General features: G+C 69.0%; 27 protein-coding genes and 1 tRNA gene. 14 read left to right on the top strand and 14 right to left on the bottom strand.

The annotated features are described in order from the left end of the window. The first annotated feature begins 13 nt into the window (after positions 1-13). The 3 genes from RMN86_RS06945 to RMN86_RS06935 are packed head-to-tail and all read left to right on the top strand — an operon-like array spanning position 14 to position 2,286. Positions 14-1,222, top strand: coding sequence for a parallel beta-helix domain-containing protein (locus RMN86_RS06945; protein ID WP_309605104.1), 1,209 nt, complete (start codon positions 14-16; stop codon positions 1,220-1,222). Further along, positions 1,219-1,539: a hypothetical protein gene (locus RMN86_RS06940; RefSeq protein ID WP_309605103.1), complete on the top strand. Its 321-nt coding sequence runs from the start codon at positions 1,219-1,221 to the stop codon at positions 1,537-1,539. The genes RMN86_RS06945 and RMN86_RS06940 overlap by 4 nt, the downstream gene beginning before the upstream one ends. Before the next feature lie 42 nt (positions 1,540-1,581). Next, complete coding sequence (locus tag RMN86_RS06935; RefSeq protein ID WP_309605102.1) at positions 1,582-2,286, top strand: hypothetical protein; 705 nt, start codon at positions 1,582-1,584, stop codon at positions 2,284-2,286. Here RMN86_RS06935 and RMN86_RS06930 read toward each other — a convergent pair. Then, positions 2,283-3,518, bottom strand: a complete 1,236-nt coding sequence (locus tag RMN86_RS06930; protein ID WP_309605101.1) for an acyl-CoA dehydrogenase family protein — start codon at positions 3,516-3,518, stop codon at positions 2,283-2,285. The two genes, RMN86_RS06935 and RMN86_RS06930, sit on opposite strands and share 4 nt — an antisense overlap. A gap of 288 nt (positions 3,519-3,806) precedes the next feature. Between RMN86_RS06930 and RMN86_RS06925 the strand changes: the two genes are divergently transcribed. Both RMN86_RS06925 and RMN86_RS06920 read left to right on the top strand, forming a co-directional pair. Continuing rightward, positions 3,807-5,126 carry an MFS transporter gene (locus RMN86_RS06925; protein ID WP_309605100.1) on the top strand — a complete coding sequence of 440 codons (1,320 nt, stop codon included), beginning with the start codon at positions 3,807-3,809 and terminating at the stop codon, positions 5,124-5,126. After that, the gene (locus tag RMN86_RS06920; RefSeq protein WP_309605099.1) at positions 5,123-6,427 is read left to right on the top strand and encodes an MFS transporter; all 1,305 of its coding nucleotides are present in this window, start codon (positions 5,123-5,125) and stop codon (positions 6,425-6,427) included. Before RMN86_RS06925 ends, RMN86_RS06920 begins: the two co-directional genes overlap by 4 nt. 3 nt (positions 6,428-6,430) lie before the next feature. Here RMN86_RS06920 and RMN86_RS06915 read toward each other — a convergent pair whose 3' ends face one another. Next, positions 6,431-7,636, bottom strand: a complete 1,206-nt coding sequence (locus tag RMN86_RS06915) for an acetyl-CoA C-acyltransferase (protein ID WP_309605098.1) — start codon at positions 7,634-7,636, stop codon at positions 6,431-6,433. 52 nt (positions 7,637-7,688) lie between these two features. Then, positions 7,689-9,767: a 3-hydroxyacyl-CoA dehydrogenase NAD-binding domain-containing protein gene (locus RMN86_RS06910; RefSeq protein ID WP_309605097.1), complete on the bottom strand. Its 2,079-nt coding sequence runs from the start codon at positions 9,765-9,767 to the stop codon at positions 7,689-7,691. 192 nt (positions 9,768-9,959) lie between these two features. Between RMN86_RS06910 and RMN86_RS06905 the strand changes: the two genes are divergently transcribed. The 6 genes from RMN86_RS06905 (at position 9,960) to RMN86_RS06880 (ending at position 15,450) form a co-directional block, all read left to right on the top strand. Continuing rightward, a complete protein-coding gene (locus RMN86_RS06905; protein WP_309605096.1) occupies positions 9,960-10,736 on the top strand; it encodes an SDR family oxidoreductase in 777 nt (258 codons plus the stop codon). 66 nt (positions 10,737-10,802) lie between these two features. Next, complete coding sequence (locus RMN86_RS06900) at positions 10,803-13,835, top strand: YdbH domain-containing protein (protein ID WP_309605095.1); 3,033 nt, start codon at positions 10,803-10,805, stop codon at positions 13,833-13,835. After that, complete coding sequence (locus RMN86_RS06895) at positions 13,832-14,050, top strand: YnbE family lipoprotein (RefSeq protein ID WP_309605094.1); 219 nt, start codon at positions 13,832-13,834, stop codon at positions 14,048-14,050. Before RMN86_RS06900 ends, RMN86_RS06895 begins: the two co-directional genes overlap by 4 nt. Positions 14,051-14,061: 11 nt before the next feature. Then, positions 14,062-14,418 (top strand): YdbL family protein, encoded by a 357-nt coding sequence (locus RMN86_RS06890; protein ID WP_309605093.1) that lies wholly within the window; start codon positions 14,062-14,064, stop codon positions 14,416-14,418. Between the two features lie 110 nt (positions 14,419-14,528). After that, positions 14,529-14,942 carry a hypothetical protein gene (locus RMN86_RS06885; RefSeq protein WP_309605092.1) on the top strand — a complete coding sequence of 138 codons (414 nt, stop codon included), beginning with the start codon at positions 14,529-14,531 and terminating at the stop codon, positions 14,940-14,942. After that, on the top strand, positions 14,890-15,450 hold the full coding sequence (locus RMN86_RS06880) for a 5'-methylthioadenosine/S-adenosylhomocysteine nucleosidase (protein ID WP_309605091.1): 561 nt from the start codon (positions 14,890-14,892) through the stop codon (positions 15,448-15,450). Before RMN86_RS06885 ends, RMN86_RS06880 begins: the two co-directional genes overlap by 53 nt. On the opposite strand, the gene RMN86_RS06875 is transcribed toward RMN86_RS06880, so the two are convergent. The 6 genes from RMN86_RS06875 to RMN86_RS06850 form a co-directional block, all read right to left on the bottom strand. Next, entirely contained in the window at positions 15,447-16,763 is a 1,317-nt protein-coding gene (locus RMN86_RS06875) for an NCS2 family permease (protein ID WP_309605090.1), read from the bottom strand. The two genes, RMN86_RS06880 and RMN86_RS06875, sit on opposite strands and share 4 nt — an antisense overlap. 102 nt (positions 16,764-16,865) lie before the next feature. Beyond that, complete coding sequence (locus RMN86_RS06870; RefSeq protein WP_309605089.1) at positions 16,866-17,348, bottom strand: hypothetical protein; 483 nt, start codon at positions 17,346-17,348, stop codon at positions 16,866-16,868. Beyond that, complete coding sequence (locus RMN86_RS06865; RefSeq protein WP_309605088.1) at positions 17,338-17,550, bottom strand: Trm112 family protein; 213 nt, start codon at positions 17,548-17,550, stop codon at positions 17,338-17,340. The genes RMN86_RS06870 and RMN86_RS06865 overlap by 11 nt, the downstream gene beginning before the upstream one ends. 9 nt (positions 17,551-17,559) lie before the next feature. Next, positions 17,560-18,183 carry an LON peptidase substrate-binding domain-containing protein gene (locus RMN86_RS06860; RefSeq protein WP_309605123.1) on the bottom strand — a complete coding sequence of 208 codons (624 nt, stop codon included), beginning with the start codon at positions 18,181-18,183 and terminating at the stop codon, positions 17,560-17,562. 52 nt (positions 18,184-18,235) lie between these two features. Beyond that, positions 18,236-19,141, bottom strand: a complete 906-nt coding sequence (locus RMN86_RS06855) for a co-chaperone YbbN (protein ID WP_309605087.1) — start codon at positions 19,139-19,141, stop codon at positions 18,236-18,238. Between the two features lie 72 nt (positions 19,142-19,213). After that, complete coding sequence (locus tag RMN86_RS06850) at positions 19,214-19,735, bottom strand: YbaK/EbsC family protein (RefSeq protein ID WP_309605086.1); 522 nt, start codon at positions 19,733-19,735, stop codon at positions 19,214-19,216. Between the two features lie 78 nt (positions 19,736-19,813). Here RMN86_RS06850 and RMN86_RS06845 point away from each other — a divergent pair, with 78 nt between their 5' ends. From RMN86_RS06845 to RMN86_RS06835, 3 genes are all read left to right on the top strand, one after another. Then, complete coding sequence (locus tag RMN86_RS06845; RefSeq protein WP_309605085.1) at positions 19,814-20,557, top strand: DUF6065 family protein; 744 nt, start codon at positions 19,814-19,816, stop codon at positions 20,555-20,557. Positions 20,558-20,648: 91 nt separating this feature from the next. Continuing rightward, positions 20,649-20,723 (top strand) — tRNA-Gly (locus RMN86_RS06840). A gap of 81 nt (positions 20,724-20,804) precedes the next feature. Continuing rightward, positions 20,805-21,371 carry a DUF4337 family protein gene (locus RMN86_RS06835; RefSeq protein ID WP_309605084.1) on the top strand — a complete coding sequence of 189 codons (567 nt, stop codon included), beginning with the start codon at positions 20,805-20,807 and terminating at the stop codon, positions 21,369-21,371. A 14-nt stretch (positions 21,372-21,385) separates the two neighbouring features. Here the strand turns inward: RMN86_RS06835 and RMN86_RS06830 are convergent, their stop codons facing one another. The 5 genes from RMN86_RS06830 to RMN86_RS06810 form a co-directional block, all read right to left on the bottom strand. Further along, positions 21,386-21,985, bottom strand: coding sequence for a CC0125/CC1285 family lipoprotein (locus RMN86_RS06830; protein WP_309605083.1), 600 nt, complete (start codon positions 21,983-21,985; stop codon positions 21,386-21,388). 109 nt (positions 21,986-22,094) lie between these two features. Next, the gene (locus RMN86_RS06825) at positions 22,095-22,502 is read right to left on the bottom strand and encodes an MAPEG family protein (RefSeq protein ID WP_309605082.1); all 408 of its coding nucleotides are present in this window, start codon (positions 22,500-22,502) and stop codon (positions 22,095-22,097) included. A gap of 80 nt (positions 22,503-22,582) precedes the next feature. Continuing rightward, positions 22,583-23,812, bottom strand: coding sequence for an argininosuccinate synthase (locus tag RMN86_RS06820; RefSeq protein WP_309605081.1), 1,230 nt, complete (start codon positions 23,810-23,812; stop codon positions 22,583-22,585). A gap of 65 nt (positions 23,813-23,877) precedes the next feature. Beyond that, on the bottom strand, positions 23,878-24,243 hold the full coding sequence (locus tag RMN86_RS06815) for a hypothetical protein (protein ID WP_309605080.1): 366 nt from the start codon (positions 24,241-24,243) through the stop codon (positions 23,878-23,880). Between the two features lie 2 nt (positions 24,244-24,245). Then, the gene (locus RMN86_RS06810; protein WP_309605079.1) at positions 24,246-26,159 is read right to left on the bottom strand and encodes a potassium transporter Kup; all 1,914 of its coding nucleotides are present in this window, start codon (positions 26,157-26,159) and stop codon (positions 24,246-24,248) included. Positions 26,160-26,200 lie beyond the last annotated feature (41 nt).

Genomic DNA, 26,200 nt, shown 5'->3' with positions numbered 1-26,200 from the left:
GGGGAGAGGTTCCATGAAGACGCTGCTGATCGCCGGAGCGGCCCTGCTGCTGGCCGGCCAGGCCCAGGCCAGGACACTCGGTGTCGCGCCCGGCGGCGACGCGCAGGAGAAGCTGCAGACCGCGCTGCTGGACGCCAGGCCGGGCGACACCCTGGCCATCGCGGCGGGCCGCTATGAGCTCACCGACGGCCTGTCGCTGGACGTGGCCGGGGTGACCGTCAAGGGCGCGGGCCCGGCCGCGACGATCCTCTCGTTCAAGGGTCAGAAGAGTTCCGGCGAAGGTTTCCTGGTCACTTCCAGCCGGGTGACGATCCGCGACCTCGCCGTCGAGAACACCAAGGGCGACGGCATCAAGTCCAAGGGCGTCGACCAGATCAGCTTCATCAACCTGCGGGTCGAATGGACCGGCGGGCCGAAGGAGACCAACGGGGCCTACGGGGTCTATCCAGTAGCCTCGACCAATGTGCTGATCGACAAGGTGACGGTGAAGGGCGCCTCGGACGCCGGCATCTATGTCGGCCAGTCGAAGAACATCGTGCTCAAGCGCAGCCGCGCGGAGTTCAACGTGGCCGGGATCGAGATAGAGAACTCGATGAACGCCGACGTGTTCGACAACGTCTCGACCCACAACGCCGGCGGCATCCTGGTGTTCGACCTTCCCGGCCTGCCGCAGATGGGCGGCCACTCGACCCGGGTGTTCCGCAACCGGGTGGTCGACAACGACACGCCCAACTTCGCGCCCAAGGGCAATATCGTCGCCGGCGTGCCGACCGGCACCGGGGTGATGGTGATGGCCAACCGCGACGTGCACGTGTTCGAAAACGAGATCGCCGGCAACCAGTCGAGCGCGGTGATGCTGGTCGCCTATCGCTTCGACTTCACCGACAAGACCTACAATCCGCTGCCGCGCGACATCGTGGTGCGCGACAACCGCATCGGCCGCAACGGCTGGGACCCGGTGTTCGAGGGCGGCAAGCTGCTGGCCCACGCCATGGGCGGTGCCGTGCCGCCGATCCTGTGGGACGGGGTGACGACCTTTCCCGGGCTCAACGACGTGGTCCGGGTGCGGCTGAGCGACGGCCCGGTGGGCAATCTGCGGCTGGCCAAGCCCGGCGCCTTCGACCAGGCCAATCCGCAGGTGACGCCGACCTTGGGCGATGCGGTGCTGGCCGAGCCTAAGCCCGTGGTGCTGCCCAAGGCGCAGGCCGCGCTGGCCCCGTGAGGCGCGCGTTCGCCGCGCTGGGCGGCCTGCTCGGGCTGCTGACCCTTGGCGGCGCGGCCTCGGCGCCCGGCCCGGTGGATCTGAAGACCTTGCTGGCGGCCACGCCGGCGCCGACGCTGGCGGCCTATCGGCTGTTTGTCGATGACGCCGGCCGCCAGGCCAACGCGGGCGTCACGCCCTACGCGCTGAACACCCCGCTGTTCAGCGACTACGCCGAGAAGGCCCGCTGGCTCTACCTGCCGCCGGGCGCCAAGGCGCGGTACCGGGCCACGGGGGCGCTCGACCTGCCGGTGGGCGCGACGCTGATCAAGTCCTAAGCCTATCCCCCCGACCTGCGCCCGACGGACCAGTCGGTCCGCGTGCTTGAGACCCGGCTGCTGATCCACCGCCGCGCGGGCTGGACGGCGCTGACCTATGTCTGGAACGCCCCGCGCACCGAGGCGAGGCTCAAACGCGCGGGGGCGCGGATCGACGTCAGCTTCACCGATACGGCGGGCCAGCCCCGGCAGATCGACTACCGCGTGCCGAATCAGAACCAGTGCAAGGAGTGCCATTCGCTGTCGGGCCGGATCGCCCCGATCGGCGTCAAGGCGCGCAACCTCAACGGCGTCTTCGTCTATCCGGAGGGGTCGGAGAACCAGCTGGCCCACTGGACACGGACCGGAATGCTGGCGGGCGCGCCCGCGCCGGACAAGGCCCCGCGCGCCGCCGTCTGGACCGACGCCGCCGAGCCGCTGGAGGCCCGCGCCAGGGCCTATCTCGACGCCAATTGCGGCCATTGCCACAACCCGCGCGGCATGGCGTCGAACACCGGCCTGAACCTCGATCTCGAGGAGACCCGGCTCGCCAAGCTCGGCCTCGGCAAGCGGCCCGTCGCCGCCGGCAAGGGGGCGGGCAACCTGGACCTCGACCTCGTCCCCGGCCGCCCAGACGCCTCGATCATCGGCTACCGCATGGCGTCGACCGAGCCGGGGGTGATGATGCCGGAACTCGGCCGGTCAGTGGTCCACACCGAGGGCCTGGCCCTGGTGCGCGAGTACATCGCCAGGATGCAGCGGCCCTAAAGCAGGTCCCCGCCGGCGGCCATGGCGGTGGTGCCGTCCTTCTGGAACGCCTTGATGACGTTGCGGCCGACCGTCCAGCGGTGCACCTCGTCGGGACCGTCCACCAGCCGCTGGGAGCGGATGTGGGTGTACCAGGCGGCCAGCGGAGTGTCGCGGCTGTAGCCCAGGGCGCCGTGCAGCTGGATGGCGGTGTCGACCACGTGGTGGACCATGTGCGCCAGATAGACCTTGGCGATCGAATTCTCCTGCCGCATGTCCAGGCCCTTCTCGGCCTTGTAGGCGATGTGCAGCAGCATCAGGCGCGAGATGTAGAGCTGGGTCGCGCATTCGGCCATCATGAACTGGACGGCCTGGCGCTCATCCAGCTTCTTGCCGAAGGTGGTGCGCTGGCTGATGTGGGCCGCGGCCATGTCGAGCGCGCGTTGCGCCATGGCGACATTGTGCATGCCATGCCGCAGCCGCCCGTAGGCCAGGCGATGCTGGCCCATGTCGAAGCCCCGGCCCTCGCCGCCCAGAAGGTTCTCGGCGGGGACCACCAGGTCCTTGATCTCGATCTCGGCGTGGCCGCCGCCCATGATGTGCGACAATGGGCCTTCCGCCGCCATGGTCGCGATGTCGCGCTTGATCCGGTAGCCTGGGTTCGGCAGCTCGACGATGAAGGTCGAGAACTGCTGGTGGCGCGGCGCGTCGGGGTCGGTGCGGGCCATGACCAGGGCCAGGTCCGCGGCGCTGGCGGCCGAGGAGAACCACTTCTCGCCGTTCAGCACATAGTTCTCGTTGCCGTCCTTGACGGCGCTCGTGCGCATGCCGGTGGCGTCGGCGCCGGAGGCCTTCTCGGTCATCGAATAGCAGACGCGCTTTTCGCCGTTCAGGAGTGGCTTGAGGAATTTCTCCTTCTGATAGTCGGTGCCGTGGGCCAGCAGGGTCAGGATGGTGGCGTCGTCCGGTCCCTGGCTGTTCATCGACAGGGCGCCCAGGTGGCTCATGCCCAGCTCCATCTGCACCAGGGCGTTGGCCAGCGGTCCAAGGCCCATGCCACCGTGTTCCTTCGGCACGAAGGGCAGCCACAGGCCCTGGGCGCGGGCCTTGCCGCGCAGTTCGGCCAGCACGGCCTTGTAGCTGTCCTTGTCGACCACCCGGGCCTCGGCCGGGATGCATTCGTCCTTCACCCACTGGCGCACGCGCTCGCGGACGGCCTTGGCTTCCGGCGGGATCTCGAAGTCGATGGACATGGGGCTTCCTCGGGTTTTTCGTTGGCGTCAGCCTGGGTCCGCGGGCGGCGCGCGGCAAGCTGCAAGTGGGCGAACGGCACGAAAAACGCCCCCCGTCCGCCCGGCTCCGCGCCATGACGACCCGTGGGTGGGGAAATTGGAGCGCCCACGGCGCCAGTCCGGGGGAAACCCGCCCCAAGCCGCCCGATCGCGGGGCGGCGATGCGCTTACTTGTAAGATCGCGCCGTCCGCGCTCATCTGCCGCCTTCGGACCCGCCGCCAGAGCGGGCCGGCCTGGGAGGGTTCCGCTTGACGACCACGACTGAAGCCGCGCCCGCGCCCGCCTCGACCCTGCGCAGGGTGGTGGCGGCCAGCATGATCGGCACCACCATCGAGTGGTACGATTTCTTCCTCTACGGCACGGCCGCGGCGCTGGTGTTCAACAAGCTGTTCTTTCCGCAGGCCGATCCCCTGACCGGGACTCTGCTGGCCTTCGCCACCTATGCCCTGGGGTTTGTGGCCCGGCCGCTGGGCGGGCTGGTGTTCGGCCACTTCGGCGATCGGATCGGGCGCAAGCAGCTGCTGATGTTGAGCCTGATGCTGATGGGCGCCTCGACCTTCCTGATCGGGCTGCTGCCAACCTTCGGCCAGGTCGGTCTCCTGGCTCCGCTGATGCTGGTGCTGCTGCGCCTCGTCCAGGGGTTCGCCGTGGGCGGGGAATGGGGCGGGGCGGTGCTGATGGTCTGCGAGTATGGCGATGCCAGGCGCCGCGGCTTCTGGGCCGGCTGGCCGCAGGCGGGGGTGCCGGCCGGCAACCTGCTGGCGGCGGGCGTGCTGGCGATCATGTCGGCGATCCAGAGCGAACATGACTTCCTGGCCTGGGGATGGCGCGTCCCGTTCCTGTTGTCGGCTGTGCTGATCGCCATCGGCTACTGGGTGCGCTCCTCGCTGGCCGAAAGCCCGGTGTTCGCCAAGGCCGTCGCTGAGCGCGGCGTTGAGCGCGCGCCGGTGCTGGAGGCGATCCGCCGCCGGCCCGGCGGCATCGCCATCGGCGCGGGCCTGCGGGTGGCCGAGAACATCTCCTTCTATCTGATCACCACCTACGCCATCAGCTACATGACCCAGATCGCCCACCTGAGCCGAACGCTGGCGCTCAACGCCATGCTGGCGGGGGCTGCGGTGGAGGTGGTGATGATTCCGATCTTCGCTTCCCTGTCGGATCGGATCGGGCGGCGGCCGGTCTACATCATCGGCGCGGCGGGCATGGCGATCTGGGGCTTTGCCTTTTTCCGGATGATCGATACCGGGCTCACGATCAATGTGCTGATCGCGGTGATCGTCGGGCTGGTGCTGCACGGCGCTATGTATGGGCCGCAGGCGGCGTTCATCGCCGAGCTGTTCCCGACGCGGATGCGTTATTCGGGCGCGTCTCTGGCCTATCAGGCGACCTCGATCTTCGCCGGCTCGCTCGCGCCGATCATCGCCGTGATGCTCTACAAAACCTACAAGTCCTGGATGCCGATCGCCATCTACCTGGCCGTGGCCGGTGCGATCAGCGCCGTCTCGGCGCTCCGGGCGCGGGAGACCAAGGGCATGACCTTCGCCCAGATCGACGCGGAGACCGCGTGAGCTCGCCCGCCGCCAGCCTGCCCCGCAAGGTCATCGCGGCCAGCGCCATCGGCACGGCGGTCGAATGGTACGACTTCCTGCTCTACGGCACGGCCGCGGCCCTGGTGTTCAGCAAGGTGTTCTTCCCCCGCTCCGACCCGCTGACCGGGACCATGTTCGCCTTTTCGACCTATGCGGTGGGGTTCATGGCCCGGCCCATCGGCGGCATCGTCTTCGGCCATTTCGGCGACCGCATCGGCCGCAAGAAACTGCTGACCCTCAGCATGCTGATCATGGGCGCGGCGACCTTCCTGATCGGCCTGTTGCCGACCTTCGACCAGGTGGGGGTGCTGGCCCCGGTGATGCTGGTGGCGCTGCGGCTCGTGCAGGGCTTCGGCCTGGGCGGACAGTGGGGCGGGGCGATCCTGATGTCGGCGGAATATGGCGATGCGCGGCGGCGCGGCCTGTGGACCGGGCTGACCCAGGCCGGCGGCGGGCTGGGCAACTTCCTGGCGACGGGAGTGCTGGCGGTGCTGGCCGCGACGCTCAGCCCGCAGGACTTCCTGACCTGGGGTTGGCGGATACCCTTCCTGCTGTCGGTCGTGCTGATCGGCATCGGCCTGTGGGTGCGGGTGTCGCTGGACGAAAGCCCGGTGTTCGAGGCCGCGCTCGCCCAGGCGGAAGACGGCGCCCACAACGCCCCGGTTCTTGAGACCCTGCGCCGCTGGCCCTGGCGGGTCGTGCTCGGCGGGGCGCTGAAGATCGGCGAGAACATCTCCTTCTACCTGATGACCGCGTTCGCCATCACCTACGTCACCGAGATGCTGCACCTGTCGCGCAGCGTCGCGCTCAACGGCGTGCTGGCCGGCGCGCTGGTGGCCACCGTCTCCATGCCGCTGTGGGCGTTGCTCTCGGACCGGATCGGGCGGCGGCCGGTCTATGCGTTCGGGGCGGCGGGAGTGGCGATCTGGGCCTTTGCCTTCTACCCGCTGCTGGACACCCGCTCACCCGCCCTGATCGTCATAGCCGTGGTTGTGGGCCTCTTGGCGCACAGCGCCATGAACGGGCCGCAGGGCGCGGTGATCGCCGAGCTGTTCCCGACCCGAGTCCGCTATTCCGGCGCCTCGCTCTGCTATCAGGTGACGTCCATCGTCGGCGGTTCCTGGGCGCCGATCGTCTCGCTGGCGCTCTACCGGCACTTCCAGTCAACCCTGCCGATCTCGCTCTACATCGGCGTGGCCTGCGCGATCAGCTTTGTCGCGGCGGTGCTGGCCAAGGAGACCAAGGGTCTGACCTGGGCGGAGATCGACGCGGAAGGTTAGCGCCTAGAAGATTTCGAAAAGCCCGGCCGCGCCCATGCCGCCGCCGACGCACATGGTGACGACGCCGTATTTGGCGCCGCGGCGTTTGCCCTCGTACATCAGGTGGGCGGTGCAGCGCGCCCCGGTCATGCCATAGGGATGGCCGATCGAGATCGAGCCGCCGGAGACGTTGTATTTCGCCGGATCGATGCCCAGCTTGTCGCGGCAATAGAGCGCCTGGGAGGCGAACGCCTCGTTCAGCTCCCAGAGATCGATGTCGGCGATGGTCAGGCCGTTGCGCTCCAGCAGCTTGGGGATCGCATATACCGGGCCGATGCCCATTTCCTCCGGGCCGCAGCCGGCCACGGCCATGCCGCGATAGGCGCCCAGCGGGGTCAGGCCGCGCTTTTCGGCCTCCTTGCGCTCCATCAGCAGGACCGCGGCCGAGCCGTCGGAGAGCTGCGAGGCGTTGCCGGCGGTGATGTACTTGCCCTCCTGCACATAGCGGCCGCCCTTGAACACCGGGGCCAGCTTCTGCAGGTCGGCCAGCGTCGTCTGCGGCCGGTTGCCCTCGTCGGCGGACAGGGTGATCTCCTTGTCGGCGGTCTCGCCGGTTTCCTTGTTGACCACCACCTTCATCACCGTGCTCATCGGCGCGATCTCGCGGTCGAAGCGGCCCTCGGCCTGGGCCTGGGCGGTGCGTTGCTGCGACTGCAGGGCGTACTCGTCCTGCGCCTGGCGGCTGACCCCATAGCGCTCGGCGACGATCTCGGCGGTCTCGACCATCGAGGTCTGCAGTTCCGGCACATGCTCGGCGAGCCAGGGGTCGGACATCATGAAGCCGTTCATGTGGCCGTTCTGGACGAGGCTGATCGATTCCACCCCGCCGCCGATGGCCACCGGCGCGCCGTCGTTGATGATGTATTTGGCGGCGGTGGCGATGCCCATCAGGCCCGACGAGCACTGCCGGTCCATGGTCATGCCGGAGACCGTGTTGGGCAGGCCCGCGCGCAGCGCCGCTTGACGGGCGATGTTGTTGCCGGTCGAGCCCTGTTCCAGCGCGCAGCCGAAGGCCACGTCATCGACCTCGCCCGGATCGATGCCGGCGCGTTTCACCACCTCGGCGATCGAGTGCGCGGCCAGGGTCGCGCCATAGGTGTTGTTGAACGCCCCGCGATAGGCCCTGCCGATGGGGGTCCGGGCGGCGGCGACGATGACGGCTTCACGCATGGTTCAGTTCCTTCGTTCGCTACCTCCCGCCGCTTCGCGGCGGAGATAAACGTTACGCCTTGATGTCGGAGAATTTCTTGCCGTCGGCGACCAGCTTTTCCAGCAGCGCCGAGGGCTTGAACGCATCGCCCATGGTCGCCTGGAACTCGCGCATCTTGGCCAGCACCTTTTCCGGCCCGACCTGATCGCCATAATGCATCGGCCCGCCGCGATAGACCGGCCAGCCATAGCCGTTGACCCAGACCAAATCGACGTCGGAGGGGCGGATCGCCTTGCCCTCCTCGAGGATCTTCGCGCCCTCGTTGATCATCGGATAGATGCAGCGCTCGAGGATCTCCTCGTCGCTGATCTTGCGCGGATTGGCGCCGGTCTTGACGATGAAATCGTGGATCACCTTCTCGGTGAAGGCGCTGGGCCTGGCGTTGCGGTTTTCGTCGTAGTCATAGTAGCCGGCGCCGGTCTTCTGGCCCCGACGGTCCGCCTCGCAGAGCACGTCGCGGATGGTCTCGCCGTGGGACGTTTCCTTCACCCAGCCGATGTCCAGGCCGGCCAGGTCGCTCATCGCGAAGGGACCCATCGGGAAGCCGAAGTCATAGAGCACGCGGTCGATATCCCAGGGCATGGCGCCCTCCATCACCAGCTTCTGGGCCTCGCGCTGGCGCTGGCCCAGGATGCGGTTGCCGACGAAGCCGGGGGTGACGCCGACCAGGACGGCGATCTTGCCGATCTGCTTGGCCAGCTTCATCGAGGTGGCGATCACGTCCTTGGCCGTATGGTCGGCGCGGACGATCTCGAGCAGCTTCATGACATTGGCCGGCGAGAAGAAGTGCAGGCCGATGACGTCCTGCGGCCGCTTGGTCACCGAGGCGGTCTCGTCGATGTTCAGGCCCGAGGTGTTGGTGGCCAGGATCGCGCCGGGTTTGCAGATCGCGTCCAGCCGCTCGAAGATGGACTTCTTGACGTCCATGCGCTCGAACACCGCTTCGATGACAAGATCGACGTCCTTGAAAGCCTCCTCCATCGACAGCGAGCCAGTGATCAGGGCCACGCGCTGCTCGGTCTCCTCGGGCTTAGCGGTGCGTGAGCGCTCATAGTTGTTGCGGATCGTGGCCAGGCCGCGGTCCAGCGGCGCCTGCTCCTGCTCGACGATCACCACGGCGATGCCGACGTTGGCGAAGTTCATGGCGATGCCGCCGCCCATGGTGCCCGCGCCGATGATGCCGACCTTCTTGATCGGACGGATCGGGGTGTCGTCCGGCACGTCGGGGATCTTGTTGGCCTGGCGCTCGGCGAAGAAATAGTAGCGCTGGGCCGCCGACTGCGCCCCGCCCATCAGCTCGCCGAACAGCTTGCGCTCAGCCTTCAGGCCGTCTTCGAAGGTCGCGGAATTCACCGCCGCCTCGATGCATTTGATATTGGCTTCCGGCGCCGCGAATCCGCGGAACTTGCGGGCATTGGCCTTGCGGAAGTCGGCGAAGATCTCCGGGTGGCCCTTGGCCGCCTCCAGCCTGGCATTGTTCTCGCGCACCTTGACCAGCGGCTTGCCCTCGGCGACGGCCTTGTTGGCGAAGGCGACGGCGGCTTCCTTGAGCTTGCCCTCCTGCGCCAGCTCATCGACCAGGCCCATGGCCAGCGCCTGCTTGGCCGGCACGTGGCGCCCGGAGGTGACCATGTCGAGCGCGGCCTCGACGCCGACGATGCGCGGCAGGCGCTGGGTGCCGCCGGCGCCGGGCAGCAGGCCGAGCGCCACTTCCGGCAGGCCGACGCGGGCTGAGGGGACGGCCACGCGATAGTGGGCGCAGAGCGCGACCTCCAGGCCGCCGCCCAGCGCCGTGCCGTGGATCGCGGCGATCACCGGCTTGGGCGCGTTCTCCATCATCGCCTGAACATCGAACAGGCTGGGGCCGGCCATGGCCCCGCCGAACTCGGTGATGTCGGCGCCGGCGATGAAGGTGCGGCCCTCGCAGATCAGCACGATCGATTTGGCGGGCGAGGCGATGGCGGCCTTGAAGCCCTCGAACAGTCCCTCGCGGACCTTGGCCGAGAGCGCGTTTACCGGCGGCGAATTGAGCGTGATGATGGCGACGTCGCCGTCCTGGGTCAGCGTGGCTGCCGAATTGATCTCGGTCATGAGTTCCGTCCCTGATATTCTGTCGTCGGTCCGCGGCCGAAAGCCGGCCGGCGTCCGCGAAATTCAAACGCTTGTTACAGGCCCCGCTGGACCCTTCCAAGTCAAATGTGCCAGGGAAAAGCGGCGGTCCTGACTCCGCCGGTTCCGCAGCGGCGGAGCGCGACCACACGGCAAAAAAAGGGGAGGCGCGCCATGGCGCTCGATCTGTTCTCGCTCAAGGGGCGCACTGCGCTGATCACCGGCGGCTCGCGCGGCATCGGCAAGATGATCGCCCAGGGGTTCATCGACCAGGGGGCCCGCGTCTACATCTCCTCGCGCAAGGCGCCGGCCTGCCTCGCGACCGCGGAGGAACTCGGCCCCGACTGCATCGCGCTGCCGCAGGACGTCTCCACGGTCGAGGGCGTCAAGGCGCTGGCGGCGGCCTACATGGCCAGGGAGCCCAACCTCGACATCCTGGTGAACAACGCCGGCGCCGCCTGGGGCGCGCCCTTCGACGAATTCCCGGAGAGCGGCTGGGACAAGGTCATGGACCTGAACCTGAAGTCGCCGTTCTTCCTGACTCAGGCGCTGCACGGCGCCCTGAAGGCCGCCGCCAGCCGCGACCAGCCGGCCAAGGTGATCAACATCGCCTCGATCGACGGCATCCGGCTCAATCCGCAGGACACCTTCAGCTATCATGCCTCCAAGTCGGGGCTGATCTACCTCACTCGCCGGATGGCCGCGACGCTGATCGCGGATTCCATCAATGTGACCGCCATAGCCCCTGGGGCCTTCGCCTCGGAGATGAACCGGGTGGCCCGCGACCAGGGCGACGAGATCGCCAAGCGCATCCCCTCGCGCCGCATCGGCCGCGACGAGGACATGGCCGCGGCCGCCATCTATCTGGCCAGCCGCGCCGGCGACTATGTGGTGGGCGAGACCATCGCGGTGGACGGCGGGGTCGCCCTGGCGAGTTTCGGCGGGCTCTGAGCGGAACACCACGGACCGGCCACGGATTGGGGCTATGACACGCGTCGTGAGCGGAGCCCTGCGCCCTTGACCGAGCCCAAAGCCAGCCCCGGGCGACTGAGCCTGATCCTGGCCGCGGCCGGCCTCATCGCGCTGGTCCTGCTGGTCGCGCTCTATGCGGCGCGCCGGATCATCGCGCGGGAGGCGCTGGTCGGCTGGCTGCGGGCCCACGGCGTGGCCGCGACGGCGCAGGTTCGCGACCTGGGCCTCGGCGAGGTCACCGGCCGGGTCACCGCCGGCGATCCCCGCGCGCCGGACTTCGCGGCGGGCGACGCCACCCTCCGCTGGGGCCTCGGCGCGACGGGCCTGGAGGTCCGCTCGGTCAGGCTGGTCGGCCCGACCATCCATCTGCGATTGCGTGGTGGCCGCGCCAGCCTGGGCTCGCTCGATCCGCTGATCGCCGAGCTGCTGCGGCGCCCGCCGAACCCGCGTCGGGCTCCGCCGCGTGTGGAGATCGCGCGTGGCCTGCTGCGGCTGGACACCGACTATGGCCCGCTGCGGCTGACCGCCGATGCGACGGTCGCGGGCGGCCGGCTGACGAGGCTTGACGCCAGGAGCGCGCCCGCGCGGCTGCGCGGCCCAGGGTTCGACGCCAGCCTGGGGTCCGGCGCGCTGGCCGTGCGCACCCGTGGCGAACTGGTGAGCTTCAACCTGGACCTGCCGGCGACCGCGACGTTTCCCGGCGGTCTGTCGGCGACCGGCGCGCGGCTGACCCTGAGCGGCGAGACCGCCTATCCCGACCTGGCGCGCCGCCGGGCGGACGGTCCGGTAACCCTGCGCGCGCACATCACCGGCGCCCTGGCGGCGGCTGGCGCGACGGTGAGGCAGGCCGACCTCAACGCCACCTTCGAGGGGCGGTCCAGCGGCGGGATCGAGGCCCTGGCGCTCGTCGGCAAGGCCGGGGCGAGCCTGGACGTGCGCTCCGCCAACCTCGGCGCCGCGACCTTGACATCGGTGCGGGCGACGGCGGCGGCCGACGATCTCAGCTGGAGCCGGGCGACGGCCCTTGCCGCCACGCCACGGCTGACCCTGCGGGCGCACGACGCGGCGGCCAGCGGGTTGAGCCTCGACGGGATCGACGCGACCCTGGGCGGCCCGGTCCGCTACGGCCGGTCGGGCCTCGAGGCCCGGCTGGCGGCCAGCCTCGACAGTCACGGCGCCTGGCGCGGTCTGGGCCGACCGGTGCAGGCCGACGCCCCGCAACTGGCGGCGATCAAGCGCGCCGCGTCCGGCTTCCGGATCGCCGCGCCGGCGATGACGCTGGACCTCAAGGGCGCGACCGCGACCCTGGGCCTGCGCCGCCCGCTGAGCGTCAAGCCAGACCAGGGCGGAACGGTGAGACTGGCGGCGCTTCCGGGCGGCCCGGCGATCGGGCCCGGCGGCGGGAGGGTCTCGCTGACGGTCGACGGCGGCGGCCTGCCGCAGGTGACCAGCCAGGTGCGGCGTCTGGCCTTTGCGCACGGCGGGGCGTCGGCCGATGTCCACGCCAAGGCCGCGGCCTCCGTGGGGCCGGTGCTGGGGGGCGAGATCGACATCGCCGGCGCCCTCACGGCAAGCCGCGCCGGCCTCAGGTTCACCGCGCTACGGTGCGCTCTGGTCGAGGTCCGGAAGCTGGAGCTGGGCGCCAATGACCTCAAGGCGCTGTCGGCCGAGATCTGCCCTGACGGCGGTCCCCTGGTCGCCCTTGCCGGCGGCGACTGGCGGATCGACGCCCGGCTGCGCAACCTCGACGCCGAGACGCCAGGCTTTCAGGCGCGGATCGCCGGCGGTGCGGGACAGGTCCAGGCGGCGAGCCGGCGCGGCGCGCTCTTGCTCAACGCGCGGCTGGACGACGCCGGCCTCTCGGACACCGCGACCTCGACACGGTTCAACCCCTTGCGGATCGCGGGACGGGCGGCCTTGGCCGGGGGGCTCTGGTCCGCGGCGTTCGCTGGCCACGCGCCGACGGGCCTGGCGCTCGGCAAGGCCGTGCTGCGCCACGACGGCGCCAGCGGTCGCGGCGGTCTGGACATCGACACCGGGCCCCTGGTCTTCGCCCCGGGCGGCGCACAGCCCGCGGACCTGTCGCCCCTGGCCCAGGCTATCGGCGCGCCAGCCAAGGGCGAGGCGCGTTTCGCCGGCCGGCTGGACTGGACGTCGGCCGGGGTCACCAGCGGGGGCTTGCTCAGCATCCCGCATCTGGATTTCCAGAGCCCGGCCGGGGCGGTGACCGGCCTTTCCGGAACCGTCGCCTTCAGCAGCCTGGTCCCACTGGTCGCAGCCCCTGGCCAGACCCTGAAGATCGACAGCGTGGCCACCGTGGTCCCGCTGACCGGCGTGGTCGCCACGTTCGGGCTCGACGACAAGGCGTTGCTGATATCCGGCGGCTCCGCGGCGGTGGGCGGCGGCCAGGTGAGCGTGGAAAGCCTCAGCATCCCGCTGGTCGCCCACGCGCCGATGGAGGGCGCGCTGCGGTTCGAGGGCGTGCAGCTGCACGACCTCGTGGCGGCCTCGCCGTTTGGCGACAAGGTCGATCTCGACGCGGTGGTCAGCGGCCGGATTCCCTTCGACAGCCAAGACGGTAAGGTGCGGATCCTCGGCGGCGACCTGCACGCCATCCGCCCCGGACGCCTGTCCATCAAGCGCCAGGCGCTGAGCGGCGTCGCCGCGGCGGGGTCGGTCCAGGCGCCGGCCGGCCAGGCCGCCGTGGTTCCGCCCACCGACACCTTCACCGATTTCGCCTATCAGGCGCTGGAGAACCTGGCCTTCACCTCCCTCGACGCCGGCCTCGCCACGCGCCCGGACGGACGGCTCGGCACGCTGTTCCACATCGTCGGCCGCCACGATCCGCCGCATCATCAGGAGATCCGGCTTAGCCTCTTCGACCTGATCGGGCGCAAGTTCCTCACCCGGCCGCTGCCGCTGCCGTCCGACACCGCCGTCGATCTGACGCTGGACACGACCCTCAACCTGGACGACCTGTTGGCGGACTATGCCGACTATCAGCGGCTTCGGGGTTCACGCGCGGTTCAGGCCGCGACGCCCAACCTGGAGTCCAAGCCCGTGGAGACGCCCCGATGACGCCACCCCCCCAACTGTCGGCGCCCCACCCGTCGGCGCCCCGCCTCCTGGCCGTGGCCACGGGCCTTTGCCTGCTGGGCCTTGTCGCCTGCGCGCCCACGCTGCACGTCAAGGTCGATCCGATCACCATCTACGCCAAGCTGGACGCCAACGTCCGGCTCAGTCTGGACGAGGACGTCAAGGCCCTGATCCAGAAAAACCCGAACCTATTCTGAGAGCCCTGATCATGCGCAACACATCGATTCTCAGCGTCGCGGTCCTGGCCGCTCTCGCCCTGCCGGCCGCCGCCCTCGCCCAGACCGCCCAGACCAAGGCCACGGTGGACTCCGCCAAGGCCGCCGGAATCGTCGGCGAGCAGGCCGACGGCTTCCTGGGGCTGGTCACCTCCGCGGCCGATCCGGCCGTGAAGGCCACCGTCGCCGACATCAACGCCGGCCGCGCCCAGCTATATGCCCAGGCCGCCGCCAAGAACGGCGTCACCCCCGTCGCCGCCGGGGCCGCGGCCTTCGAGAGCGTGGTGCGCGGCAAGCTTCGCCCCGGCGACTACTACCGCCCCGCCGGGGGTGGCTGGGTCCGCAAATAGCCTCTCGAACCCGGCCCGCCCAAGGCCGGCCGGGCGGGTCGGACGTCCTTTCGCCGAGGTTTGGCCATCCGGGGGCAGCGTCAGGGCCGGGTTACGGCTAAGCTCCAGCCATGCGCCCGTTCCTCCCCCTCCTCGCCCTCCTCGCCCTCTTCGCGGCTGTCGCCGGCGCCGCCCGCGCGGCGCCTGGCGGGCGCCTCGACGACCAGTCGCGCACGGCCGTGGTCTCGGCCTTCGCGCCGGAGCTGGCGGCCCTGACCCAGGCCACCACTCACCGGCGCGCCGTCACCCTGGGGGGGACGTTGTTCACCACCGGATTGCTCGAGGGCAAGCCGGTGGTGCTGTTCCTCAGCGGCGTCAGCATGGTCAACGCGGCCATGACCACCCAGCGCGCGCTGGACCGCTTCCACGTCCGCCGCATCGTATTCTCCGGCATCGCCGGGGGGGGTCGATCCCAGCCTCGACGTCGGCGACGTGGTCGCGCCGGCGCAGTGGAGCCAGTACCTGGAGAGCGTGATGGCCCGTGAGGACGCCCCCGGCCACTTCACCCCGCCGCCCGGCGAGCCGCTGGGGGGTGCGCCGTTCGGCATGATGTTCCCCAAGGCGGTTCAGGTGGCGCATGGGTCCGGCGGGTCCGAGGCGCGGACCTGGTTTCCCGCCGATCCCGCCCTGATCGCCATCGCCCGCGGCGTCGCCGGCAAGGTCGCGCTGAAACGGTGTGCGGCCGGCGACCGGTGCCTGGTCAAGCCGCCGCGCGTCGTGGTCGGCGGCAATGGCGTCTCCGGCCAGGCCTTCGTCGACAACGCCGCCCTGCGCGGGTGGGCCTTCGCCACCTTCCACGCCCAGGTGCTGGACATGGAGAGCGCCGCGGTGGCGCAGGTGGCGTTTAGCAACGACACGCCGTTCATCGCCTTTCGCAGCCTCTCGGACCTGGCCGGCGGCGACCCGGGCGCGAACCAGGCGCGGGTGTTCTTCCAGCTGGCCTCCGACAATTCCGCCGCCGTCGTCCGGGCGTTCCTGGCGGCGCTGCCCTAACCCTTCGCCAGATAGACAAAGCGCGCGACGAACAGGATCGCCAGCACGAATAGCAGCGTGTCGCCGCGCCGCGCCTGGCCCCGCACCAGCTTCAACGCGGCGAAACTGGTGATCCCGAAGGCCAGGCCGTTGGCGATGGAATAGGTCAGGGGGATGATCACCACGGTGAGGAAGGCCGGGATGGCGACGCCCGGATCGGCCCAGTCGACCTCGGCCAGGGCGCCCAGCATCAGGGCGCCGACCAGGATCAGCGCCGGGGCGGTGGCCGCGGGCGGGATCGCCTGAACCAGCGGCGCGAAGACCAGCGTGATCAGGAACAGCACGCCGACGGTGACGCTGGTCAGGCCGGTGCGGCCGCCGACGGCGACGCCCGAGGCGCTCTCGACATAGCTGGTCACCGTGCTGGTCCCGGCCAGGGCGCCGGCCATGGTGGCCACGGAATCGGCGATCAGCACCCGGTTGAGGCGCGGGATGGCCCCGGTCTCGTCGATCAGCCCCGCCCGCTTGGTCACCGCCACCAGGGTGCCGATGTTGTCGAACAGGTCGACAAACAGGAAGACGAAGACGATCTCCAGGAGCGTCATGCCAAGCCCGCCCTTGAGATTGAGCGCGGCCGACACGTCCAGCTTCAGCGCCGTGGCGGAGATGTCCGTCAGGCCGAACCCGCCCGGCGCCGTGTGGGCCAGGCCCAGCGCCCAGGCCGCCCCGGCGGTGACCAGGATGCCGATCAGCATCGCCCCCTTCACCCGCCAGACCTGCAGGGCGCCGATCACCAGCAGGCCCAGGATCGACAGCGCCGCGGTGGGCCTGGTCAGGTCGCCCAGGGTCACCGCCGTGGCCGGATCGGGCACGATGATGCCGGCGTCCCTGAGGCCGATGAAGGCGATGAACAGCCCGATCCCGGCCGCCACCGCGGCGAACAGAGCGCGCGGGATCGCCGCCACGATCATCTGCCGAACGCCGACCAGGGTGAGGATCAGGAAGGCGACGCCCGACAGGAAGACGCAGCCCAGCGCCGTCTCCCACGGCACGCCCATGCCCTTGACCACGGTGAAGGTGAAATAGGCGTTCAGCCCCATGCCGGGCGCCAGCGCCAGCGGATAGTTGGCGATCAGGCCCATCAGGATGCTGCCGAAGCCCGCGGCCAGGCAGGTGGCGGCGGCGACGGCGGCCACCGGCAGGCCCGCCTGGCCGAGGATCGCCGGATTGACCGCGACGATATAGGCCATGGTCAGAAAGGTGGTGAAACCGGCGAACAGCTCAGTGCGCACGCTGGTCCCGTGGGCGCTCAGCCCGAAGTACCGTTCCAGCATGACCCGCTCCCCCGCGATGACCGCGTGTCGAAGCTAGGGGAGATGGCCACCGGGCGAAATAGGCTGTGGCCAAGCCGCGGCCACCAGGGTCATCGGCGCCCGCTATTCGGTCTTCAGAGTGAACTTCGAGGCCATCACGCAGCGGGGGATGTCGCGGTGGATGGCGAGCGTCGCCGGCTGGCCGACGCCGGGGACGAAGAAATACGTCCCGGCCCTGGAGGTCACCGTCAGGGTCGCGGGACTGGTGAACTGGCAGACCTTGTCGTTGAACAGGCCCTTGCCGCCGGCCTGCTTGACGTCGGAACAGTTGGCGTCCCCGGAGTGCCGGCCGATGGTCACCCCATCGTAGTCGAAGGTGTGCTGGGCCTTATAGCCCTGGGCGGTAAACTGCGCCTGGGTGAGGCCAGGACAAGGCGGACCCTGGATATCCCAGGCCCTGGCCGTCGCCACATCCGCCTTGCGGTCGCGGACAAAGTTGTAGGTCAGCAGGGCTGTCGCGCTGGTCGCCACGACCACCGCGATCACGGCGTGGGCAAGGCTGAACCGGCGTAGATGGCCGGAGTCCTGAATGACTCTACTCGCCATCGCCCAGCTCGCGGGCGTCTTCCGGCAGCATGATCGGCACGCCGTCGCGGATCGGATAGGCCAGCCGCGCCGAGCGGCTGATCAGCTCGCCCTTGGCGCGGTCGAAGTCCAAGGGTCCGTGGGTCACCGGACAGACCAGGATTTCCAGCAGGCGGGGATCGACCTCGACATCCAGGGCGGCGGGAACGTGGGGCTGGGGCATCCCCAGACCCTACTGCAACGCGCGGCCCTCGTCATCGCCGTCTTCGCCGTCGATCTCCAGCAGGGTGGCCAAGGTCTCGAACCGGCTGGCGAGCGTCGGAGCTTCCAGCAGCGCCTGTTTCTCGGCGGGTTCGAAGGGCAGGCCCATGGACAGCGAATTGACCAGGGCCTCTAGCGGCGCGGTCTGGGCGGTCTCCCAGTCGATGTCGAGTTCGCGGCGGTTCAGGTAGCGCTTCAGAGCCTGGGCGAAGCGTTTGCGCGCCGCCGCCGGCGCCAGCGGCGCCTCGCCCTCCGCCAGGTCCGCCTCGAACCGGTCGTAACGCGCGCGGATCTGCCGGTAGGGCGTGTTGAAAGCCAGCTCCTCGCCGGCATCGAAGCGGCAGACCCCGGTGAGCGTGACCAGGTAGCGGCCGTCGGAGGTTTCGGCATAGCTGGTGATCCGGCCGGCGCAGCCCACGGCGGTCAGCCGCGGCCGCTCGCGGTCGCCGCCGGCGCGGGTCTGGATCATGCCCAGCACCCGGTCGCCGGCCATCACGTCATCGATCATGTTCAGATAGCGCGGCTCGAAGATCTGCAGCGGCAGGTCGCCGCCGGGCAGCACCAGCGCGCCGTCCAGCGGAAACACCGGCAGCATCTGCGGCAGGTCGGCGATGCGTCGATAGGCGGCCACGGCGCGCTCCTGCGGCTCAGCTGAAGAGGATCGAGGACAGCCGCCGGCGGCCGTTCCTGGCCACCTCCGACATCGGCCCCGCAGCCTCGAAGACGGTGAGCAGCTGCTTGCGCGCCGCCTCGTCGTTCCAGGCGCGATCCTTCTCGATGATAGTCAGCAGGTGGTCGGCGGCCCGGTCGAGCTGCTGCCGGCCGGCGAACGCCCTGGCCAGCTCGAACCGCGCCGCGTGGTCGTCGGCATCGGCGGCCAGCCGCGCCTCGAACGGCGCGGTCTCGGACGGCGCCTCGGCGGCCAGCGCCAGGGCGGCGCGCACGCCGTCGAGATCGGGGTCCTTGGCCCCCTCCGGCGCCATGGCCAGCACCTCGCCGGCCCGCTCGGCGTCGCCGGTGGCCATATAGACCTTGGCCAGGCCGCCCAGCGCCTTCAGGTTTCCCGGGTCGGCCTGCAGCGCCTGGGCATAGGCCTGGGCCGCGCCGCCCAGATCGCCGAGCTCCAGCGATTCGCGCGCCAGCGACAACAGCGCGTCGAGCGGCGAGGCGCCCGCCACCCCGGCGGCCTTGACCAGCTTGTCGACGAAATCGCGGACCTGGCTGTCGGGCAGGGCGCCCATGAACCCGTCCACCGGCTTGCCGTCGACAAAGGCGAACACCGCCGGGATCGACTGCACCCGCAGCTGGCCGGCGTAGGCCGGGTTCTTGTCGATATCGACCTTGACCAGCTTGACCTTGCCCTTGGCGGCGGTGACGGCCTTCTCCAGCGCCGGCCCGAGCTGGCGGCAGGGACCGCACCAGGGCGCCCAGAAATCGACGATCACCGGCTGGGTCTTCGACGCCTCGATGACGTCGGCGATGAAGCTGGCGTCGGTCGTATCTTTGATGATCTCGCCAACCGGCGTGCCGGTGGTTTCCCCGATCAGGCTCATGCTGGCGGTCCCTTGCAACTCAGTCCGTTCAAAACGCCTCGCCCGACAAGATGGTCTCGCGAGCCCGCGGCTTCAACGCGCCGCGACGCCTTCGATCACCGTCATCTGCGAAAAATCCACCACCAGGGGCGAAACGCCCACCGCCGCGAGGAACCGCCGCAATCCGTCCCGGTCGATCCCGGTGGTGGCGGTGTTGGTCAGCGGATGGAAATTCACCCGCTCGGCCGCGTCCAGCACCCGGTCGAGGACGAACCGCACCCGATGGTCGGTATCGTTGATCAGCCCGAAGGCGGTTACCGATCCTGGCGTCACCCCCAGGGTCTCCGCCATCAACGCCGCATTGCCGAACGACAGCCGCGCCGCGCCGATCACCGTGTGCAGGCGCTTCAGGTCGATGGTCGTGCTGTCGGCCGCCGAGATCAGCCACAGCTGGCCCCTGGCGTCCTTGAGGAACAGGTTCTTGGTGTGGACGCCCGGCAGGCCCGACTTGACCTCCTCGCCCTCGCCCACCCGGAACACCGCGCGATGCTCCAGCGTCGCGGTCTGGACGCCCAGGCTGTCCAGCAGGGCCATCAGGTCGGCGCGGGTCTTCATGCCCGCGTTAGATAGCGGAACTGGACGACAAGGCGAGCCGCTGCTTTAGGGTCCTGGGTGTCAGCTGCGAGGTCGTCCATGGAACTGGAGTGCTATCCCACCACCGAGCGGCCGCCGCAGATCGTGCCGGGCCGCCAGAGCCGGCCCTGGATGGACGCCTTCCATGCCCGCCACGCCTATCGCTGCCTGCCGCTGAACATGGCCAACACGTCGGGCTGGGAGATCCTCTGTCCGGTGGCCTTCACCGCCGAATGGAACGGCGGCATCCGGCAGGAGGACATCACGCTGAAGCCCGACCACCCGAGCCCGGATTTCCACCGCCTGGCCACCAGCCACTTCAGCCACGGGGTGCTGACCCTGCATCCGGGCTACCTGTTCCGAACGCCGCCCGGCTGGTCGATGATGGCCATGGGCTCGCCCAACCACGTCAAGGACGGCATCCAGCCCCTGGCCGGCGTGGTCGAGACCGACTGGCTGCCGTTCCCCTTCACCATGAACTGGCTGTTCACCCGCCCGGGCCGGGTGCATTTCGACAAGGGCGAGCCCTTCTGTTTCATCACCCTGATCCAGGACAAGCCGCTGCACGAGATCCAGCCGGTGATCCGGCGGATGGATTCCAACCCCGAGCTGCGCGACCAGTACGACGTCTGGGAAAAGCATCGCTCGGAGTTCAACAGGCGAATCTTCCGCGGCGACCCTGAGGCCACCAAGGAAGCCTGGCAGCGCTACTACTTCAAGGGCGAGTACCCCGAGGAGATCGCCCCGGCCCGCGAAGACCACATCAACAAGCGCCGCCTGAAGGAACCCCGGTTCGGGCGGTAACGCTGTGCGCCATCCCCCCACCTTGCCAACGGCTGGGGCGTCTGCCATAAGCCGCCTCTCGATTTTTCGGGGGGATGAGCCCTGAAGGAGCGCGGGCGTAGCTCAGTGGTAGAGCACAACCTTGCCAAGGTTGGGGTCGAGAGTTCGAATCTCTTCGCCCGCTCCAAATTTCCGCAAATGACATCGTTGCAGCCGGCGGCCCGATCCGGGGTCGTCCGGCGGCGCGCCATAGCCCCAGGTGGTCACCTTGACGCACGATCCCGCGCTCGAAGCGCACGAGCACGCCGAACATGCCGAGCATGCGGCTCATGAGCACGACCCGTTCATCTCCCGGGTCTCGATCACCATCGCTGTCCTGGCTGTGCTGGCCGCCAGCGTCGGCAGCCTGGAGACCATCGAGGCGGGCGGGGCGATCACCGCCGCCAGCGAGGCGGTGCTGAGCCAGGACAAGGCCACCGACATCTGGGGTGAGTACCAGGCCGACAGCCTGAAGAAGCACCTCTATGGCCTCGCCGCCGACTCCGGCGGTCCGAACGCCGCCAAATACCAGAGCACGGCCAAGGCGCAGGTCGCCAAGCAGGCCGAGCTCAGGACCCAGGCCCAGGACGACGAGAAGGATCGCGACAAGCTCCTGGCGGTGAGTCGACGCCACGAACACCGACACCATTGGCTAACGGCCGCCGCCACCCTCCTGGAGGTCGGCATCGCCGTCTGCACGGTGGCGATCATCACCCGGCGGCGGACATTCTGGATCGGGTCCCTGGGCCTGGGGCTCCTGGGCGTGGTGCTGTTCGGCGCGGCCTACCTGTCGTAGCGGGCCGGCGCCGCCTACTTCGCCGGCGCCGGGTACTGGATGCGGGACTTGAGGTTCTCCACAACCGCGTGGGCGTCGAAAGCGTTCGCGTCGCCGGCGGGCTTGGCGCCCTTGTGGGTGACGATCTCGGCAGACGCCTCGAAGCTCTCGATGGTGCGGATGTCCATCCGGTCGGCGAAGAAGGGGTCGCCGAAGAACGGGTCCCAGGTGCGCCAGCCATAGCCCGCCCCATGGTAGCGCCAGGAGGGCCGCCAGTAGCCGAAACCCGGTCCGTACCAGGGATTGTAGAGCGGGTCGGGGACAGCGTAGCTGCGCGCCTTGGTGTCGGTGTGGCGGTCGGCGATGGAGAACCAGTCATAGCCGTTCTGCAGGGTCAGTTCGGCGGCGTGGAACAGGAGATAGCCCTCCACCGTCTCGCGCGAGGTCATGCTGTTGCCGGCGAAGTTGACCCGCCAGCGATCAGGCTCCAGTCGCACCTCGGAATAGCCGCCGGACGCGGCCATCCCGCCCAGGCTCTGGACCCGGGCGTTCGGCTGATAGGGCGTCGGCGTCGCGCAGGCCGCTAGTCCGGCCGCCAGCACCAGGGCGGCGGCGGCGATGGATTTTCTGGACATGGCTGGATCTCGAAAAGGTCGTCCCTCGAAGGACGCGTCTATATCTATGTGTCACAACACTTGGCTGCAATTGTGGTTGCCCGGCCGCGGCGCGACCGGGTCCGCAACCTCAGACGCCGCCCGTGGCCAGGCTCCAGGCGATCCTGCCCAGAGCCCCGAACAGCAGAATGCCGGTGGCCACCGACTGGATCATGAAGCCGGTGCTGCGCTTGGACGCCTCGGCCACATAGCCTTGCGCGTAGAGCACGCGGCCGATGATCCAGACCACGCCCAGGCCCGCGGCCACCAGCTCGTTCCAGTAGAGCGCGAACAGCCACAGGCCGACCAGGAACATCGGCAACCATTCGAGCGTGTTGTAATGCGCGCGGATCGTGCGCTCCAGCACCGGCTCGCCGGTCATGGCCGGCGCGGCGATGCCGGCCTTGCCCCGAGCGCCGGCGACCCGCAGGCCCATCCAGAAATAGACCAGGAGCGCCAGGATCGTGACCAGGGCGGTCCAGCGGTGCGCCATCATCATGTGATTTCCCCCGAAATGGCGAGCCAAGCGTCGCCTTGGCCGGCAACTTGGCACGTATCGGCGGTCTTAGGGAGGGGCGGCTATTTCCCCCGCCGGTCGCGCCGGGCGGCGACCCGCAGCCGCAGCGCATTGAGCTTGATGAAGCCCGCCGCGTCGCGGTGGTCATAGGCGATCTTGCCCTCTTCGAAGGTGACCAGGTCCTGATCGTAGAGCGAGTAGGGACTGGTGCGCCCGACGATGCTCACATTGCCCTTGTAGAGCTTCACCCGCACCTGGCCGCAGACCATCGCCTGGCTGTGGTCGATGGCCGCCTGCAACATCTCGCGCTCGGGCGCGAACCAGAAGCCGTTGTAGATCAGCGATGCATAGCGCGGCATCAGCTCGTCCTTCAGGTGCATCGCGCCCCGGTCCAGGGTGATGGACTCAATGCCCCGATGCGCGGCCAGCAGGATTGTGCCGCCGGGGGTCTCATAGACCCCGCGCGACTTCATCCCGACGTAGCGGTTCTCCACCAGGTCCAGCCGGCCGACGCCATTGTCGTGGCCGAGGCGATTGAGCTCGGTCAGCAGGGTCGCCGGGCTCATCGCCACGCCGTCGATGGCCACCGGATCGCCGCGCTCGAAGTCCATCGTGAAGACGCACGCCTTGTCCGGTGCGTCCTCGGGCGAGATCGTGCGCATGTAGACGAACTCGGGCGCCTCGACGGCCGGGTCCTCCAGCACCTTGCCTTCGGAAGAGGAGTGCAACAGGTTGGCGTCGACGCTGAACGGCGCCTCGCCGCGCTTGTCCTTGGCGATTTGGATCTGGTGCTGCTCGGCGAATTCCAGCAGCGCCTCGCGGCTCTTGAAGTTCCACTCCCGCCAGGGCGCGATCACCTGGATGTCGGGTTCCAGCGCATAGTAGGCCACCTCATAGCGGACCTGATCGTTGCCCTTGCCGGTGGAGCCATGGCTGACCGCGTCGGCGCCGACCCTGCGGGCGATCTCGATCTGCCGCTTGGCGATCAGCGGCCGGGCGATCGAGGTGCCCAACAGGTACTGGCCTTCATAGACGGTGTTGGCGCGGAACATCGGGAACACGAAGTCGCGGACGAACTCCTCGCGCACATCCTCGATGAAGATGTTCTCCGGCTTGACGCCCGCGGCCAGCGCCTTGGCGCGGGCGGGCTCGAGCTCCTCGCCCTGGCCCAGGTCGGCGGTGAAGGTCACCACCTCGGCGCCATACTCGGTCTGCAGCCACTTCAGGATGATCGAGGTGTCCAGCCCGCCGGAATAGGCCAGCACGACTTTCTTGATGGGCGTTGCGGCCATGGGGAGTCCGGGCAGGAGGTGGGCAGAAAGGGTCGCGGGCCTTTAACGGCCAATGGCGGCGCCGTTCAAGGCTTAAGCGCGCCTTCCTGCTCCAGCACCGCCATCGACGCCTTCAGCCAGCGCAGATAGGCCAGGGCGAACAGCGAGGCGGCCAAGGCGCGCACGCCGAACAGGATCAGGATCGCATCGCCCGCGGCGACCTGATTGCGATTGACCACCACCAGGATGACGCTGACCACGAAGGCGACCGCGGGCATGGTGAGCAGGGCGGAGTTGCGCTTGGCCCGCCACATCGGCGCGCCGTCGGCGCGAAACTGCATGGGCATGCGGGTCTGCGGCGTCGTGCGCCGCCAGGCCTGGCGCGCCGCGCTGGCCATGATCGACAGCGCCAGGATCCACAGGATATCGCCGGCGTAGGTGAGAATGATCATGGTTAGATGGTCACCTGGGTTCCGAGCTCGACCACCCGGCCGGGAGGGATCTTGTAGAAGTCCGTTGGATTGGCGGAGTTTTTCATAAGGAAAATGAACAACTTATCCTGCCAAGGCGGCATGCCCGACTGCGCGGACGGCACCACGGAGCGACGGCCGAGGAAGAAGCTCGTGGCCATGATGTCGAACTTCAGGCCGAGCTTGCGGCACAGGCCCAGCGCCTTGGGCAGGTTCGGGCTCTCCATGAAGCCATAGGTGACGATCACCTTCTTGAAATCCTCGTTGACCGGTTCGATGCGGACCCGGTTGTCGTCGCTGACGCGTGGCGTCTCGGCGGTCTCGATAGTCAGCACGATGTTCTTCTCGTGCAGCACCTTGTTGTGCTTGAGGTTATGCATCAGGGCTACCGGCGCCATGGCCGCGTCGGAGGTCAGGAAGATGGCGCTCCCCGGTACGCGGTGCAGCGGCCGGCCGGCGAGGATTTCCGCCAGTTCGAGGAGCGGGATGCTGTCCTTGCGGGTCTTTTCAGTGAGAATCTGCGCGCCGCGGGTCCAGGTCCACATGATCAGCATAATGCCCGCGCCGAACGACAGGGGAAACCAGCCGCCCTCCAGCACCTTGACCAGGTTGGCGCTGAGGAAGGTCAGGTCGATCACCAACAGCGGGATCGCGAAGGCCAGCGCGCCGGCAAGGCTCCATTTCCACAGCCGACGGGCGACGATGAACTCCAGCAGCACGGTGATCACCATGGTCCCGGTCACCGCGATTCCATAGGCCGAGGCCATATTGGCGGAGGTCTGGAACAGCACCAGCAGCGCGAGCACGCCGACCATCAGCATCCGGTTGACCGACGGCACGAAAATCTGGCCCGCTACGGTCTCGCTGGTGCGCCGGATATCGATCCGCGGCAGCAATCCCAGTTGCACCGCCTGCTGCGTCACCGAGAAGGCGCCGGTGATGACGGCCTGGCTGGCGATGACCGTGGCGACGATGGCCAGGATCAGGACGGGCCAGTAGGCGAAGTGGGGAATGATCGAGAAGAACGGGTCCTTGGCGGCGGCCGGATGGGTCAGGACCAGGGCGCCCTGGCCGAAATACTGCAGGGCCAGGCAGGGCAGGGCCATGGTCAGCCAGGCCAGTCGGATGGGCAGTTTTCCGAAGTGGCCCATGTCGGCGTAGAGCGCCTCCGCGCCGGTGACGGCGAGGAACACGCTTCCCAGGATGATGAACCCGAGCAGCCCATTGCTGAACAGGAGGTGGACGCCAAAGTAGGGGTTCATGGCCTTCAGGATGACCGGCGCCTGGACGATATGGATCAGGCCCAGCACCGCGAGCAGAAGAAACCACACCACCATGATCGGCCCGAAGAAGCGGCCGACGCTGGCGGTGCCCCGCGACTGGACCATGAACAGGCCGATGAGGATCGCCGCGGCCAGCGGCAGCACGATGGGCTTGAGGAAATGGCCGACTCCGGGCGCGTCGCGCAGCAGCTCGACCGCCGACAGCACCGAGACGGCCGGCGTGATCAGGCCATCGCCGTAAAACAGGGCCGCGCCGCAGATGCCCAGCACGAACACGAAGGTCGAGCGGCGTCCGAGCGCGCGTTGCGCCAGGGCCATGAGCGCCAGGGTGCCCCCCTCGCCCTTGTTGTTGGCCCGCATCACGAAGACCACGTACTTGATCGTCACGACGATGATCAGCGCCCAGAATATCAGCGAGACGATCCCCAGGACCGCCATTTCGCTGACACCGCCGTGGATATGGCTCAGCGCGGCGCCCATCGCGTAGAGCGGACTGGTTCCGATATCGCCGAATACGACACCCAGGGAGCCCAGGGCGAGCGCCCAGTGTCCTTGCTTGCGCGAGCGATGCGACTCCTCGGACGCCACGGAGGCGCCGCCGGCCGGATCAGCCATCCAAGTTCTCCGGGAACGAAACGCTGTTCCCTTCGGGCGGC

The sequence above is a fragment of the Phenylobacterium sp. genome (genome assembly GCF_031360265.1).
Lineage (GTDB): Bacteria > Pseudomonadota > Alphaproteobacteria > Caulobacterales > Caulobacteraceae > Phenylobacterium.
The sequence above is the reverse complement of the archived record's forward strand: the minus strand, read 5'-3'. Positions and strand labels throughout refer to the sequence as shown.